This is a genomic window from Microbacterium testaceum StLB037, assembly GCF_000202635.1.
In the GTDB taxonomy this organism is placed as follows: domain Bacteria; phylum Actinomycetota; class Actinomycetes; order Actinomycetales; family Microbacteriaceae; genus Microbacterium; species Microbacterium testaceum_F.
The window spans coordinates 220,040-235,281 of sequence record NC_015125.1 but is presented as its reverse complement, the minus strand read 5'-3'; the positions used below and the strand labels follow the sequence as shown (position 1 = coordinate 235,281).

General features: G+C 66.0%; 13 protein-coding genes. 6 read left to right on the top strand and 7 right to left on the bottom strand.

Going from position 1 to position 15,242, the window contains the following annotated elements; translation table 11 throughout:
• The first annotated feature begins 179 nt into the window (after positions 1 to 179).
• Positions 180 to 1,322, top strand: a complete 1,143-nt coding sequence (locus MTES_RS01125; RefSeq protein ID WP_148272785.1) for a radical SAM protein — start codon at positions 180 to 182, stop codon at positions 1,320 to 1,322.
• 65 nt (positions 1,323 to 1,387) lie between these two features.
• Positions 1,388 to 1,996, top strand: a complete 609-nt coding sequence (locus tag MTES_RS19160) for a hypothetical protein (protein ID WP_148272784.1) — start codon at positions 1,388 to 1,390, stop codon at positions 1,994 to 1,996.
• A gap of 228 nt (positions 1,997 to 2,224) precedes the next feature.
• On the opposite strand, the gene MTES_RS19435 is transcribed toward MTES_RS19160, so the two are convergent.
• On the bottom strand, positions 2,225 to 2,674 hold the full coding sequence (locus MTES_RS19435) for a tyrosine-type recombinase/integrase (RefSeq protein WP_013583320.1): 450 nt from the start codon (positions 2,672 to 2,674) through the stop codon (positions 2,225 to 2,227).
• Positions 2,675 to 2,979: 305 nt separating this feature from the next.
• Between MTES_RS19435 and MTES_RS01110 the strand changes: the two genes are divergently transcribed.
• The 3 genes from MTES_RS01110 (at position 2,980) to MTES_RS19020 (ending at position 6,645) form a co-directional block, all read left to right on the top strand.
• Positions 2,980 to 3,981: a hypothetical protein gene (locus MTES_RS01110; RefSeq protein WP_013583319.1), complete on the top strand. Its 1,002-nt coding sequence runs from the start codon at positions 2,980 to 2,982 to the stop codon at positions 3,979 to 3,981.
• Positions 3,982 to 4,325: 344 nt separating this feature from the next.
• On the top strand, positions 4,326 to 5,165 hold the full coding sequence (locus MTES_RS18705; protein ID WP_013583318.1) for a TIGR02391 family protein: 840 nt from the start codon (positions 4,326 to 4,328) through the stop codon (positions 5,163 to 5,165).
• Between the two features lie 418 nt (positions 5,166 to 5,583).
• Positions 5,584 to 6,645: a hypothetical protein gene (locus tag MTES_RS19020; RefSeq protein WP_013583317.1), complete on the top strand. Its 1,062-nt coding sequence runs from the start codon at positions 5,584 to 5,586 to the stop codon at positions 6,643 to 6,645.
• Positions 6,646 to 6,672: 27 nt separating this feature from the next.
• Here MTES_RS19020 and MTES_RS18280 read toward each other — a convergent pair whose 3' ends face one another.
• Together MTES_RS18280 and MTES_RS01095 are read right to left on the bottom strand one after the other, a co-directional pair.
• Entirely contained in the window at positions 6,673 to 7,638 is a 966-nt protein-coding gene (locus tag MTES_RS18280) for a signal peptidase I (RefSeq protein WP_013583316.1), read from the bottom strand.
• Between the two features lie 88 nt (positions 7,639 to 7,726).
• Positions 7,727 to 8,341, bottom strand: coding sequence for a hypothetical protein (locus MTES_RS01095; protein ID WP_013583315.1), 615 nt, complete (start codon positions 8,339 to 8,341; stop codon positions 7,727 to 7,729).
• Positions 8,342 to 8,545: 204 nt separating this feature from the next.
• Between MTES_RS01095 and MTES_RS01090 the strand changes: the two genes are divergently transcribed.
• Complete coding sequence (locus MTES_RS01090; RefSeq protein WP_080575334.1) at positions 8,546 to 9,013, top strand: MarR family winged helix-turn-helix transcriptional regulator; 468 nt, start codon at positions 8,546 to 8,548, stop codon at positions 9,011 to 9,013.
• 17 nt (positions 9,014 to 9,030) lie between these two features.
• On the opposite strand, the gene MTES_RS01085 is transcribed toward MTES_RS01090, so the two are convergent.
• The 4 genes from MTES_RS01085 to pdhA all read right to left on the bottom strand — a co-directional run bounded on the left by MTES_RS01085 (position 9,031) and on the right by pdhA (position 15,151).
• Positions 9,031 to 11,751 carry a hypothetical protein gene (locus MTES_RS01085; RefSeq protein ID WP_148272783.1) on the bottom strand — a complete coding sequence of 907 codons (2,721 nt, stop codon included), beginning with the start codon at positions 11,749 to 11,751 and terminating at the stop codon, positions 9,031 to 9,033.
• A 101-nt stretch (positions 11,752 to 11,852) separates the two neighbouring features.
• The gene (locus tag MTES_RS01080; protein WP_013583312.1) at positions 11,853 to 13,043 is read right to left on the bottom strand and encodes a dihydrolipoamide acetyltransferase family protein; all 1,191 of its coding nucleotides are present in this window, start codon (positions 13,041 to 13,043) and stop codon (positions 11,853 to 11,855) included.
• 21 nt (positions 13,044 to 13,064) lie between these two features.
• On the bottom strand, positions 13,065 to 14,057 hold the full coding sequence (locus tag MTES_RS01075; RefSeq protein WP_013583311.1) for an alpha-ketoacid dehydrogenase subunit beta: 993 nt from the start codon (positions 14,055 to 14,057) through the stop codon (positions 13,065 to 13,067).
• Positions 14,054 to 15,151 (bottom strand): pyruvate dehydrogenase (acetyl-transferring) E1 component subunit alpha, encoded by a 1,098-nt coding sequence (gene pdhA, locus MTES_RS01070; RefSeq protein ID WP_013583310.1) that lies wholly within the window; start codon positions 15,149 to 15,151, stop codon positions 14,054 to 14,056. Before pdhA ends, MTES_RS01075 begins: the two co-directional genes overlap by 4 nt.
• Positions 15,152 to 15,242 lie beyond the last annotated feature (91 nt).

Here is a 15,242-nt window from a genome sequence, read left to right as displayed (position 1 = left end):
CGAACATAGTTTCATCGTGCAAGAGCGCACTGGGGGGGTTCAGATGTCCGACAAGTTGAAGTCAGATCTAGAGGAAGCCGCGTCGCGGGCCGTCGCCGAGGCAAGTGCTGCGGAGAGCGGGATGACAATCCAGACGCAGTGGTCGTCGTGGACACGCAGCGGAGTCATGCCCGCGACTAGTGAGTAATCCTGCGGCGTCTGGGCATGAGGCTCGGACCGCGATCACGACCTACATCTTCAAGGTCGCCAGCAGGTGCAATTTGGCGTGCACATATTGCTATATGTACACCGGCCCCGATCAGAGTTGGCGCGACTTGCCTGTGTTCATGAGCGTGGAGACCGCCCGGGCCGTGTTGCAGGACATAGCCCAGTACGCGGACGAGGTCGGGTTGGGAAGCGTGTCTATTGTCTTCCACGGCGGCGAGCCGATGTTGTTTCCCGCATCCGCCTACCGGGAGCTCCTTAAACTCATCGATTCCGAGCTGACATCCGTGGGTGTGACCGCGAATCTGTCCATACAGACAAACGCAACCATCTTGAGGAAAGAGACGCTGAGCGCCCTACTTGATGCCCAGGTCGGGTTTGGTGTGAGCGCTGACCTCTCAGATGCCTCGCACGACTCCCATCGCGTAGACAAGATGGGTCGGGGATCGATGGCGCGGGTAAGATTGGGGATCTCTGCGATTCGCGACGCTTCAGCAAACAGCGAACCGCAGGGTGGCCTTTTCGTTATTGATCCGTCCGTCGAGCCGAAGGCTGCACTTGAGCGGATCGAGTCGCTTGGCTTTCCGTTCGTCGATGTCTTGCTCCCCGATGAGAACTGGGATTCTGCGGATGAAGCTGAACTTGCTGCGACCTATGGCCCCTGGCTCCTCGAACTCTTTGACCTCTACGTTTCCACTCCACGTACGTTTCAAATTCGATGGTTTCAAACGGTCTTCAAGCTCGCGCTTGGTGGCGTCTGGGGCTCAGATAGCCTGGGGCTACGTTCCGCGGGAACGCTGATCGTCGAGACGGACGGAAGGTACGTACTGCATGACGTGCTACGAACCGCTTCGTACGAGGTCAACTCAACGAACCGGGTCGCTGGACAGAGGGAGATTTCCGAGATTGCCGAGTTGCCGGGGATGCGGGCGATGATGGACAAGGGATCATTTCTTCACTCCAGGTGTGCGGGATGCGACAACCTCAGCCTCTGCGGTGGAGGGCATATCGCTCACAGATACTCGACAGATCACGGTTTGGATAATCCGTCCGTCTACTGCTCTGCTTTGATGCCTCTCTACGAGCGAGTTCGCGATTTGACGAGGACGGGTGCTTGAGAAGTCCTCAGCCTCCAGCCGACCGCGCGGTTCAACGGCGCATTGGACGGAGCGCTAGCTTCTACGTGATCCCTCTTCTCCTTTTGAGCATTGCATCGTTGGTGCTTGTCTGGGAGATCGTTCGTTCCAACCTCGACGCGGCCACTGTATCTAGCCTCCCGTTCGCGCCAACGATCCTGGGAGTGGCGCCAGCGGCGACACTTGTCGCGGCGATGACCACGCTGCTACTTGCTCGCACGCAGTACGCGCGAGTTTCGAGGCCGTACATCTCGGGGCACAGCAAGGGCTGGATCCGTGTGCGACGTCGGAGAGCATGGACCCTCATCCTGCAGAATGTTGGTGCAGGTGTTGCTCGGGTTCGTAGCGTCCGGTACGGCATTGTGCCAGCGGCAGTCGAGGGTTGGTTGTGGTGGCCCGTGCCTGAGGCGCGAGACAATCTGGCGATGCTCGGCCTGAGGCCGGGCGTGGATTTCGACCTGCATGAGATCTCTCCTGGCTTCGCCATGAAGCCATCCATGGGCATTGCCGACGGTCTGGAAATGTTCACGCTGAGCGAGAGAGGCTCCAACGCTCTACAAGTGTTCGCGATTCAGCTTGAGTTCGAGGACCAAGTGGGAGACGTCTACATCTGGGAACGAGACTTCGCAAGCGTCCTTCGGCTCGGACGAGCATAGTCACTGAGTTGATCAGCTTTCGCGCGGGGACCAGAAGGGGACCAGAATCATGCAAACTATGCATCTCGCGCGGCGCTCTGCATGATCTGACGCCCGGAATCACGCAGAATCTCGCCTCGTCGACCCCGTCTGGACGCCTGGGGGTCAAGGGGTCGCAGGTTCAAATCCTGTCATCCCGACTGGAGAAGCCCCGGGATCACGCAGAAATGCGAGGTTCCGGGGCTTTTTTCAGGCCCGCCCCGGGCAGGCTCGTTGTGCACGGGTTGTGCACTCGCTCGCGGAACGAGCCGAAGAGCCCTCGGCGGCCCGCCGTGCAGCGTCGCCGATGAGGTGCGTGCAGAGGTCACTCGTGATCGAGATTGACGAACGTCCGAGCCGCTTCGACGCGAGCGCGATGTCGGCGCCGCTCGCGAGCAGTAGCGACGCGTGCATGTGTCGCAGGCCGTGCAGCGTCATTTCGGGCAGCAGCGGCTGCTCGCCGCGCTCGATCCTTTCGACGTTCGCCACCGCGATGCCGGTGTTCGCGGTGCCGCGCAGCGTCTCGAACACCCGCGTGACGTACTCGAGCTGACCGACAACCGACGCCAGCTCCGCCGCGGCTGATTGACGCCCGTCGAGTTCGAGGTCATCATGAACACGCCAGCCGCACTGGCTGCGTGACAACGCATCGGCACTCAACCGTGCATCAGTCCCCTCAAATTTGTCGAGAAAGAAGACGTGGCCCCAAGTAGTTGCCGACGTGGAGGGAGCTATCGGTCGCGAACACGCAATGCGGCTCGCCTCCCGCGGTGAACACTCCCTCGTGAAGACCTGAATGAAGAAGAGAAGTATTCCATTTCGGGGGCTCGTCTGGTTGCGTTCGCTAAATCAATCTGGAGGTGAGATCCGACATCGAGCGCTACGTTTGAACCAGCTCAGCCAGCATGAAAGACGCGACAGACCTGCCGCTAGGACGGCACAGACCGCAATGGGAGGATTGGTGAATGCGCATTATCGACTCACTCGAGACAGGAACGTTGAATGCGGCGCGACGGATGAAAGCGTTCGGCCGCAATGGCTACGAGCAGGAGGATATCGGCTCCGTTGCGCGCGATGTGGCCGCATTGTGGGAGCGGTCGCTCAAGGCGGCAGATTTGAGCTGGACTGGGAAACATCTCTTTGCGATTACGCAGTTGATTCAGGCGGCCGGTTGGCAAGGCGCAGCATCGTTAGACGTTATACGGCAAGCGGCGAACAACGACAAGCACGACGCAAGTCCCAATCATGAGTACGACCAACTACTGAGTGCGTTGGACGTTCTCGGCAGCAGCCTCGACACGCTCGCCGTGGTCACGCCGGCCCTTCTAAACGAGCTCCCTGCGACTCTCCGTGTGCGCAGGCTGGTGTGTGCCGTGTACGAGGTGTATCACGCGGGCGAAACGGTCTACTCGTTTCTTGCTGCCGACGAGACAGACTCTTGGCTCACGGCGGACGGGATCGATGAATTCCAAGTGGAGAACCGGCACACAAGTGAAATTGAGGCCCGGCTCGCTGCTCTGCCGTCGTACACGCTGAACCCCGCCGGTCTTGACGACCTAAAGAAGTCGCTGCTCGAGTCAGATAGTGAACTCTGGCAGATCATGTACATGGATGCCAGCTACCAACAGATCCACGAAATCCTGGCCCCCTACCAGCACAAACTACCGTTGCTTGCCGGTCTCCACCGTGAGGACGAGGAAGGCAATGTTGTTGCATCAATTGCCCAAGCACTCATCACCGGGGTCGCGCCGGTCGTCGGCCCGCGTAGTATCGTAAACATCGCTTCCATTAGCACCGCGCTACTTGCGGTATTTGCACAAGTGCCATCACGGCTGAAGCCACTTCGCGTAGACCGATGTACGCCACAGGAGTACAGAGGCCTGGCGCGTAACTGCGTGACGTTCGATGATGCCCTCGGCGTTATGGTTACCGATCGCGGCGTAGTTCTCGTCCGCACTGGGCGGTAGTACGGGCACTCGCCGAGAAACTTCCTGCGCCGCCTTCGTCCGGATGTCCTCGCACAGTCACTCGGCCAAAAACTGATGCTTCATTCCCTGGCGCGGGCGTAGACCGGCTATTTTCCCCTCCTTCAGTAATGAAGCCACAATGCACCTCATTTCGCTCTGTGCTAACCATCGACACCGATGAACTCGGCGAGATGGATTGGGAAGCGCCCTATCGGAGTTTGGGATAGTTTGCCTCACTTGGTGCGTTCCAGTTCGCACGTCGCCTCCGCGGGATCGCCCGCGTCCGAGCAGCGAGGCAATGACAGTACCCAGTGTCTGCCTCGCAGAAGAGGATACTTGGACACATGGCTACATCACTCTCCGGCCCCAAGCGGGTCGAACCGTTCCCCATGGACTTCATCAAAGGTGTTGCAGACATTCTCGCCCAAACCGAGTACCCTGGCCTGAGTAACTCGGAGATTGACGCCTTGTTGCCGATGGCGGGGATCTTGCAACGTGAAGCGGGACGAAACAAGCGCGAAAGCCTGTACATCACGCTCAACAACAAGCAGTACAAGCAGGGCCTCGGTAACTCCGTCGTCGTGTTCATTAACATGGCCATGTCCCCAGCCAGATATATGCGCGACCCCAATCGATTCGCACAGTTGAGTGACCAGCTTTCCGAGTTTCTCGTCCACTACGGATACAGGATCAATGACCGAGGTCAACTCGCTCGCGGTACAAGAGCCAGCACGCTATCTGAAGCGGCAGAGCTAGCAGGAACACTCCACGCGGAGCTTCGTCGTCGCGGAACCCACGACGAACTCTTCCGTTACTGTGCAGAGGAGTTTGTGACTCGCTCGCTCTTTCACGCAATCTCCGAAGCCTCGAAGAGCATCCCGACTCGAGTTCGTCAGATCACTGGCCTCGCTGGTGATGGTGATGCCCTGTACAACGGGGTCTTCGGGACCCGTCAGGACGAACCCTTGCTCTACATGAACCGATACGAGAACGATTCCGACATCAGCGAACATCGGGGGTTTAAGAATTTGCTCCTCGGGATTCACGGGCACTATCGAAACCCCCGAGCCCACTCCAATCGCGTCGACAACACTGAACTCCTGCCGGACTTCTATGACGCGTTTAGCCTCTTCTCTTACGTGCACCGCAGACTAGACACAGCGTCACGTCAGCCGATTCGCTGAACCGGCCTCCAGGGCGGCGGGCGGCCGACGTTCGTGGCAGGGTCTGCCATGTGCACCGTTCGTCTGATCCAACGTGGCCGTCAGGCAGGCTGATCACTTGAGAAGCTCGTGCTCGTCGCGCACCTGGACGTAGTCGATGTCGGCATCAATCCGCCCCCAGCTCCTAAGCGCCGGAACCTGATGTATGCAACGTCTGGCATGACGGCTCTCCCCCGTGCCGTGGCCGGGCCCACGAACGCCGGACGAGTCTGATACGGCAAACTGGGGGTCAAGGGTTCACAGGTTCATATCGTGTCATCTGGACAGATCAGGGTCGGAATCTCACGAGATTCCGGCCCTTCGTCGTTCCACGCGACGCGCCCTGCACGCGTCGAGGTGGCACCCCGAGCGCTCGCGCTTGCCCCGATAGCATCCGTGAGTGCGAATCCTCCTCGATCACCCCCGCGTCGACGTGTCCTCTTCGATGGCGACCATCACGACCGACGAGGAAGCCGACGGCTACGATCTCAGCGCGCCGTGGGCCGACGAGACCAACGGTCTGTGTGGCGCGGGCGTCCCGGGCATGCTCGAACTCATCACGGGAACGCACACGGGATACGTGCCGTTCCGTATCGAGTTGCACGAGTCCGCGCCGGCGGTGGACCCGGCGTGGGAAGAGGTCGTCGAGGTCTCCTTCCAGTCGGAGTCCGACGAGGCGTTCCTCACCGGTCTCATGGGTGAGGAATTCCCGTTCGACCTTCCTCGCGGGGACTATCGGGTTCGCTACTGCGCCTCCGGATTCGACGAGGCGATGGTCAGCGACGACGGCACTGACTCCTATCTGCTGCAGTTCTGGCCGGCTCCTCCGGCGCCGGGTCGCATCCTGGTTCAGACCAGTGAGCGAGCCGAGGCCTGGCATCGCGCGCGGCGAACCATCGTGCCCGAGGAGATGGACGAGCAGGAGATCCTCGACGCAGCCGAACGCAGGGACCGAGCCCGCGCGCGGTGGGGGGACCGTGTCCCGAACGATCGTCTGATGGAACTCGTCGACGCGGGCTCGCCATTGGACGTGCTGACCGAGCTCGATGTGGATCTTGAGTTCGCGATCGCCGACGCCGACGAGATCACTCAGCGTCAGATTGCGGCGTGGGCGGCGCTGCGGTGCCTGGAGGCTTCCGGGCTGAGTGGGGAGTCTCTCCTCGAACCGGCGGTGGATGCTTTGCGCAGAGGCGAATCGGCGCCTCCGCCGTTTGACGAGCTCCGGTACGGCTGGGACGTCCTCGAGTGGTCGCGGGTGCGGCGCACGAGCGTTCCGGCGCCTCCCGACGGCGCGAGCCGCGACTCGCCGGAGGAGTGGGCGATCCGCGCCCTGCAGTACTCCACGGGACGAGACTCCCTCATCTCCGCCCTGCAAAGCGTCGTGTGCCTGGCATACGTCCACGGGCGAGACGGGTACCGCCAAGCGTTCGCTGATTTACGGGCAGAATTCCGCGGCGTGTGACAAGAACAAGCAGCGGGAGCCCGAGGCTCATGCGCACCGCGCCACCCCGACCCACAGAATCGTCACGGTCGTGACGCTGCGGGAGTCCGAGCTCGTCGCGCCCCACGTCTGGGTGAGGTTGGTGCGCACGCGGACCACCGAGGTTCGGCCGAACGAGAACGGGGTGTTCGCCCGGAGCTGGATGGAGCGGGCGTCGGGTCCGAGGGTGGCGATGGAGCCGCGGCCGTCGACGAGGATCTCGAAGTTGTAAGGCCTCTCGGCGTCGTAGGCCCACCCGATGGTCACCGAGCCGTCGAAGTTGTTCGCGCACGTGAGGTCCGACGGCGCCACCGGCGTCGCCGCTTGCAGGGATCCGGAGGTCTGCGTGCGGGCGGAGAAGGCCGCCGCGTGAGCCGGCGAGGCCGCCACGACGGCGGCGACCGTGACGGCGACGACGAACGCGGCCGTGCGAGATCTGACGCGCCTTGTTTCGGCATCCCGCGAAGGTGTTCTCTCGGGCAGCTCGGGGTCTGGTTCCGGCGGATCGCCCGCGCCGCTTGCGATGGCGGGCGCGAGTGCGATGCCGATGATGGCGACGAGACCGAGAACCGTCGAGGTGAGACCCACGGCGTCGCCGTCGCGAGCTTGTTGGATGGGGATGCCGATCCAGGGGACCCGGAGGGCTCCGACGCCCAGGACATCAGACCGGAGCACCGGCGAGGAGTCGGCCTCGGGGTTGGCGTCTCCTTTGGTGATGAGCTCGTCGCCGTCGACGGCGTGGAGGCGGTGGAGGCGGAGTCGCCCGGGGTGGTCCGGGTCGGTGACGAGGATCACCTGACCGGGACGCAGCTCGGCAGGATCGATGGGCCGGCTGACGACGAGGTCGCCCGGCTGGATGGCGGGTTCCATTGAGCCGGTCATCACCGTGGTCGTCTGCCATCCGATGACCAACGGTGCGACCGCCCAGAACGTCATGCCGAAGACGACGGCGAGGGCGGCTCGTGCGGTGATCACCGTGCCGAAGCGCAGCCAGGCCCGCAGCGGGCGGGCGGGATCCGTCGAGGATGACCCGCCCGCGCCGTCGGTGGAGCGACTCCTCAGCTCACTGATTTTGGGCTTCCCAGGTGAAGTTGACGTTGGCGGTCGCGCCCATGATGGAGGAGGGGGCGTTCGACGACACCGAGTAGGTGATCTGGAAGGTGCGCGTCTCGGGGGAGTCCCCGCCCGCGGGTGCCCAGCTGCCCACTCCGCTGCGGTAGTCCGTGGCGTCGTTCACGAATGCGGTCAGGGTGTTGTCATAGACCGACGCGCCGGAGGCGATCGGCGAGAAGCCGTTGCAGCTGCCGTTGCCACCGCCCGTGCCCTGGGTGACCGTGAGGTTGAGCCAGTCACCGATGCCCTGGCTCTGCGAGGCATCCGTGGCGTAGAGCTTGACCGCGGACGGCAGGGTGCCGGTGGAGGTGACGGCGACGCACGTCGTGCCTGTCGATCCCGGCTTCAGGTTCGTCGCGTCGAACGCCGCGCTGTTGGGGGAGCTGTTCGAGAGCCCGACCGAGCCCGCCGACCAGTTGTTCGAGGGATTCGAGGTCGTCGCGGAGAAGGCCGAGTACGACGCGGTGGAGACCAGCGCTCCCGCGGCGATCAGGGAGAGGGGGATCACCGCGATGGTCGCGATCTTGCCGAGACGGCGCGAGGGGGTGGCGGGTGCTTTGCGCATGAGGATGAGTCCTTCACGGGGAGGGCGAGTGGGTATGAAGTGCGTGATGCATGCGTGGTGCAGACGGGGTGGTTCTTCAAACGCCATCGACGAGGTCGACGGGACATGCTCTCTCGGCACCGTTCTGAAGGTGCCTAGCGGAACTATAAGTAAGTCAAACTAGTAACTCAAAAAGTGAGGGATAGTGTGGACTATTCTTTTTCGATGGGGTATGAGCACAATCCCGCGAGGGAATCACTCCCCTCGGCGGCTTCGGAAGCACTCGTCTCGGCGTGGTACCGGATGCAGGTGCAGAACGCGCACCTCCTCCAGCGTCTGGCGGTGGAGCACGAACTCAACCCCATCGACCTGCGCGCACTGAAGTTCCTCGGCGTGGATGAATCTCCGCGGACACCGAAAGAACTCGCCACCTTTCTCCAGGTCGGCAGCAGCCTCGTCAGTGCGGTGATCGAACGGCTGGAGTCTCGGCAGTTCATCCATCGCGCGCCGAATCCGCAGGACCGCCGAAGCACCCTGCTGCACCTCGAACTCCGCGGGGTCCAGGTGGTCGAGCAGCTCCGCAGCCTGTACGGCCGGGCGCTGTCGGGGTTGTTCGGTCACCCCGACCAGGACGCGATCGTCACCGCGACGAACCAGATCGAGGAGGGGCTCCGCGACGCGGCCTCGTTCTGAACAGCAGGGCCGTCGACTCAGCTGTACGACCGGACCAGCACCAACGCCCGCTCGGCGACCCCGGCCTCGCGGACGGCGAGCGCGTCGATGACAGTGCCCATCCGCTCGACGCGCTGGCGCCACTCCGGGCCGCGCTGCTCGCGCCGGGGCAGAGCCTCGAGCGCCTGAACCTCGCGCCATGCGGTGAACAGCACGGTCTCGGAGAGCTGCTGGTCGGCCTCGGCCGCCTGGCCGCGGTGGCCGTCGGCGGTTCCCAGGACGGCGACGGCATCCAGTCTCGACAGGTCGAGCCCCATCGCGAGCGCGTTGAGCTTGTCGCGCAGCTCCCGCAGCTGAGCGCGCGTTCGGCGGGATCCGGCGCCGCGCAGGAGCAGCTGGGCGAGCGACCACACGATCATCGCGAGGGTCTGGACGCCGGTCCACGTCGCGAGGGCGACGACCCAGAACAGCGCCGCGGGGGACAGGGAGCTGACGCGCAGGTCGTTGTACTCCAGCTGTCGGCCGAGCTTGATCATCTCGGATGCCACGACCCAGCCCGCTGGATTGGCCCAGTCCTCGCCGGGTTCGTTCGTGAAGCGGGGCTCCGTCGCGAGGAAGTCGTATGCTCCGAGCCGGCTCTCCGTCCCGGTGCTGAGCGTTCCCGTCAGGGCGAGACCGACCCCGTACGAGCCGTCCTTCTGTATCCAGAGAGGAAGGATCGCGTGTCCGGCTCGCACGTCACCGGTCGCCGGGTCGAGCGTCCCCGGCACCTCGGCCTCGACCTCCGCCTTGATGCGGGCGTAGGCCCCCAGCACCTCGAAGTAATCGAGCTTCACGCCGTCTTCGACCTCGGGATTCGGGCGGACCGTGACGTAGTCGTCGATCGCGAGAAGAGGGACGACCAGGTCGATCCGCTCCGGAAGAAGGGCGTCGTCGTCGCTGCGCTGCGCGGTGCGCTCCATGGCATCCCGCACGAAGTCCAGCGTCAGCGTGTCGATGTTGGGGCCGTCGCGCTCGGCATCCTCGGCGTTGGTGAAGGCCGGGAGGAGGGCGGGGTCGCCCACGATCTCGAGGCTGGCGAGGGGGACGTCGCCGGTCAGCTCGCGTCCGTACGTGGCGTCGCCGCGTTCCATGGCGGACGTTGCCAGGAAGCCGGCGATCAGGGCCGCCACCAGGGGGATTCCGGCGACGGCGAGAGGGATGAAGTCCGGTGCGAGCCTGTCGACGGGGATGCCGGAACCCGCCCGTCGCGGGGGAGTGGCGCCGCGTTTCGCGGCGACGAGCGCGTCGGCGATGAGGAGGATCCGTTCGGCGTGGGGGGCCGGGGGAAGACCTTTGCGCGGCGTGAGATCGAGCGACGAGCGGAGCTCGTCCAGCGATTCGGCGGCGCCTCCCGTGGCGATGCGCGCCCGATCTTGGAGACGCCGATCCAATGCCCCGGCGGCGATGTGCGACGTCGTCCCGCGGGGGAGCTTCTTCTCGAGGCGGTGCTCGATCCGCGTCAGTGTGACCGCCAACCGGCGTTCGGCTTCCCGCCACCTCGTCATCAGGTCCACGTGGCGGACGACGACCTCGGGTCCGTTGTCGGCGCCGAAGGTGGTGTCCGCCTCGCGGACGAGGGCGAGAAGATCGCCCCGTTGCCGGCTGAGCGTCTCCGTCTCTGCGGGCGAGAGGAGATCGGGGCGGGCGAGCACGTCGTCCACGGCGAGGGTCGACGTCAGAGCGATCCGGCCGAGGATCGTCCCGCCCGCGGCATGCCCCACCCGCAGCGACGAGGCGGCGACGAGCGCGTCCGCGCGACGCCGGAGGGCAGCGGTGCGCTTCGCGAACGTCGCGAGATCCAGCGGCTTCTCGGGGGCGCCCCGCTCGTGTACGCGGGTCGACGGGTCGAGGAGCTCGCGCGCGAGCACCTGCTCCTCGTGGGCGAGTTTCAGGCTCTCCTTGCGGATCGCCGCCCAGTCCTTCTGCAGTTTCCCCTTGACGTCCTTCGCTGCATCGCGCGCGCGGCCCCGCGCCCCGCGATCGAGCTCGGCACCGGCGATGTCGACGTGCGCCTCGAGGAGGTCGAGCTCGAGCACGACGCGGGCGAGCTCGAGTCGCGCCCGGGAGAACGTCCTCCGGCGGTTCCGCTCTCGCGCGAGGTAGCGCGCCCACAGCACCATCATGAAGAGCCCGACGAGCAGCGGCAGCGCCGCGAGGGAGACCCAGAGCACGGGCGACCGGGGGCCTCCGTCGAACGCCCGCGACGCCGCGGTCAGCGCCGCCCCGACGACGGCGCCCGGCCCCTGGCCCTGCGTCACGTTGTTGAGGAAGGCCTCCCGGATGTCGACGGCCGCCGAGTAGTTCGGGTTCCAGCCGTCTCCCTTGAGACGTTTCGCCACCGAGGCGCGCGAGGCGTCGGGGAGGACGAGGTCGGGATCCTCGGGGTCGATCCCCACGGAGACCATGACGTCCGCACCACGGGGGAGTTCGCCGTTCTCGTACTCGTCCCAGGTGAGGTCGCGCTCGACGACCAGCACCGTGAACGGCTCGTAGCTCAGGGCGCGGCCCCGGGCCGCGGCATCCATGGTCTCCTGGGTGATGCCGAACGGCAGATCCCCGTCGACGACGAACGTGATCGGCTTGTCCGGCTGAGCGAGGATGTGCGCCTGCGCCACCTGGCCCAGCCCGGCGGACAGCGCGGCGAGGGCGACCGCGACCGCGGGCACCATCCATCTCGTGCGGTACAAGATGTTCCGGCGTCGACCTTTGTCCCCCATATGTCGATGCTATGCGGGGCTCCGACCGCCTCTCGGCGGGTCTCCGCTCGCGGCACGGAAGCCGACAGCAGATTCCCGCCGCGTCCGGGGGCTCGGCGGCTTCACGTGAGCACCCGCAACGGCGCCTCCAGCACCGCCGTCAGCCCGGCGAGGAACCGCCCCGCCGCGGCGCCGTCGATGATGCGATGGTCGCAGGTGAGCGTGACGCGCAGGCGGCGACGCGCGACCACGCCCTCGTCGACGAGGGCGAGCTCGTCGGTGATGCCACCCACGGCGAGGATCGCGCCCTGCGGCGGGTTGATGATGGCGGTGAAGTGCTCGACGCCGAACATGCCGAGATTGCTGACGGTGAAGGTGCCGCCGTTCATCTCGTCGACGGTGAGGGTGCGTGCGGCGGCGCGGTCGGCGAGCTCGCGGGTCCGTCGCGCGATCGTGGAGATGCTCGAGCGGTCGGCGTCGCGGACGACGGGCACCACGAGGCCCGAGGGGGCGGCGACGGCGACACCGACGTGGATGCCGTGGTGGATGACGGTCTGCCCGCCGTCGTCGGGCGAGTACGCGGCGTTGATCCCGGGGTGGTCGCGGAGGGCGAGCGCGACGGCTTTCACGACGAGATCGTTGACCGAGATCCGCGTGTCTCCCACCGCATTGAGCTGGGTGCGCAGTGCGAGCAGATCGGTGACGTCGGCCGCGGCGGTGGCGTGGAACACCGGGATCGTCGCGGCGCTGTCGCTGAGACGTGTCGCGATCGCCCGGCGGATGCCGTCGAAGGGGATGCGCGTGATGTCGGCGGGCGACTCCGCACCCTCGCCGGACGGAACGGGGGATGCCGGTGCCTCGGCCGCGGCGTCGAGATCGGCGCGCACGATGCGTCCGCCCGGACCGGATCCCGTGAGCGACGACAGATCGATGCCCTGTTCCTTGGCGAGACGCCGGACCAGCGGGGTGGCCCGACCGTGCGGGGGCGCGGGCGGCGTGGCATCCGGTTCCGGAGCCCGTGGCGCTGCGGGCGCCGGGAGGTCCGCGCGCTCGGACGACGCGAGCGGAGCGGGCTCCTTCCCGTCGTCCAGCCGTGCGATGGGGGTGCCGATCGCGACGTTCTCTCCCTCGGGGACGAGGATCTCGACGAGGGTGCCGGCGTCGTAGGCCTCCTGCTCCATGAGGGCTTTGTCGGTCTCGATCTCGAGGAGCACGTCCCCGGGGGCGACGGGATCGCCGGGCTTCTTCCGCCAGACGGCGATCGCGCCTTCCGTCATGGTGTCGGACAGGCGCGGCATGAGGATGTCGATCATGGTTCGTCTCGCTTCGGGGGTTCAGCGGCGCCGGGCGACGGCGTCGAGGGTCTCGCGGATCGCCGTCACGGCGTCGTCCACGGACGGCAGGGCGGCCGTCTCGAGGGTCTTGGCGTAGGGCATGGGGACCTCGGCCATCGCGACCCGGCGGACCGGGGCATCGAGCCAGTCGAACGCCCCGTCGCTGATGGTGGCGGCGATCTCCGCGCCGATGCCGTACGTGAGCCAGTCGTCCTCGAGCGTCACGGCGCAGGTCGTCTTCTTCACCGAGGCGATGATCGTGTCGCGGTCGAGAGGTCGGAGACTGCGGAGATCGACCACTTCGACGTCGATCCCCTCCGCCGCGAGGCGATCGGCGGCCTCGAGGGCGACGACAGCCATGCGCGAGTATGCGACGACGGTGATGTCGGTGCCCTGGCGCGTGACCGCAGCGCGACCGATCTCGGCCGGAGCGATGTCGTCGGGAACCTCGCCCGTGGTGTTGTAGAGCGCGAGGTTCTCGAGCACGAGCACGGGGTCGTCGTCGCGAATCGCGGCGAGCATGAGGGCCTTGGCGTCGGCGGGGGTCGCGGGGGCGACCACCTTCATGCCGGGGACGAACGCGTAGTACAGCTCGATGTTCTGCGAGTGGGTCGCGCCGAGTTGTTGCCCGCCGCCGCCGGGTGTCCGGATGACGAGGGGCACGCGGGCCTGCCCGCCGAACATGCCGTAGATCTTGGCGGCGTGGTTGACGATCTGATCGAGGGCGAGGAGGGAGAAGTTGATGGTCATGATCTCGACGACCGGACGCAGCCCGACCATGGCGGCGCCGATCGCGGCTCCGGTGAAGCCCTCCTCGGCGATGGGCGTGTCGCGGACGCGCGTCGGCCCGAACTCGGCGAGGAGTCCGGCGGTGATCTTGTAGGACCCCTCGAACAGGCCGATCTCCTCGCCGAGGAGGAACACATCGGCGTCGCGCTGCATCTCGGAGCGGAGTGCGTCGTGCAGGGCCTGCCGGTAGCTGATGACGCTCACGCGGACACCTCCTCAGGCAGGGACCGGGCCGGTCTCGGGGCGGCGGGGAACAGCGCCTCGCCGGGGAGTCGTCTCGCGTCGTTGGGGACGGGGGTGGCGTAGGTGTAGTCGAAGAGCGTGGAGACGTCCGGGTGAGGGCTGGCGTCGGCGAACGCCGCGGCCGCCGTCACTTCGGCGGTGACCTCGCGGTCGAGGGCGTCGAGGTCGTCGGCGCTCAGCACGTCGTCCGCGCGCAGACGCGCGGCGAAGGCCGCGACGGGGTCGGCGGCCTTGGCGGCGGCGGCCTCCTCCGCCGTGCGGTAGCGCGCCGGGTCGACGACGGAGTGACCCTTCATGCGCCCGGTCATGGTCTCGAGCAGGTACGGCGTTCCCGCTCGCGCGCTGTCGCGGGCGATGCGAGCGGCCTCGCGCACGGCGCCCGGGTCGAAGCCGTCGACGCGGGCGGACGGCATCCGGTAGGACGAGGCGCGGCGGTGAAGCTCCGGTTCGGCGGAGGACTGCTCGACGGTCGTGCCCATCCCGAGGCCGTTGTTGTTGACGACGTACACGATCGGCAGGTTCCAGAGGGCGGCGATGTTGAGCGACTCGTGGAACGCGCCGATGTTGGTGGTGCCGTCGCCCATGAGGCACATGACGACATCGTCTTCTCCCCGGTAGTGGATCGCGAGGGCGGTGCCGGTGGCGAGCGGCACCTGGCCGCCGACGATCCCGTACCCGCCCATGAAGCGCGCGTCGAGGTCGAACATGTGCATCGAGCCGCCCCACCCCTTCGAGACCCCGTCCGTGCGGCCGTAGAGCTCGGCCATCGCTCGTTCGGGGGAGATGCCGCGCGCCAGGGCGTAGCCGTGTTCGCGGTAATTGGCGTAGAGGTAATCGCCGGGCTCGAGGGCCGCCATGAGCCCCACCACCGTCGCTTCCTCGCCGAGGTTGAGATGGCAGTAGCCGCCGATCTTCGCCTCGGAGTAGGCGCGCGCGGCGCGTTCTTCGAATCGTCGGATCAGCAGCATCTCGCGGTAGAGGGCGCGCAACTCGACGGCGGTCGGTCGCTTCGTGGCGCGCCGGGCGGTGGAGCGGGGAGGGCGGGGTGTGGGCATGGGGGTCTCCTCGTCGCGCAGGGATCGCCTGTCGCAAGAATGATACGGAATGCGTGTCATTCTATGATGGAGGAGACTCGACGCAAGGAGG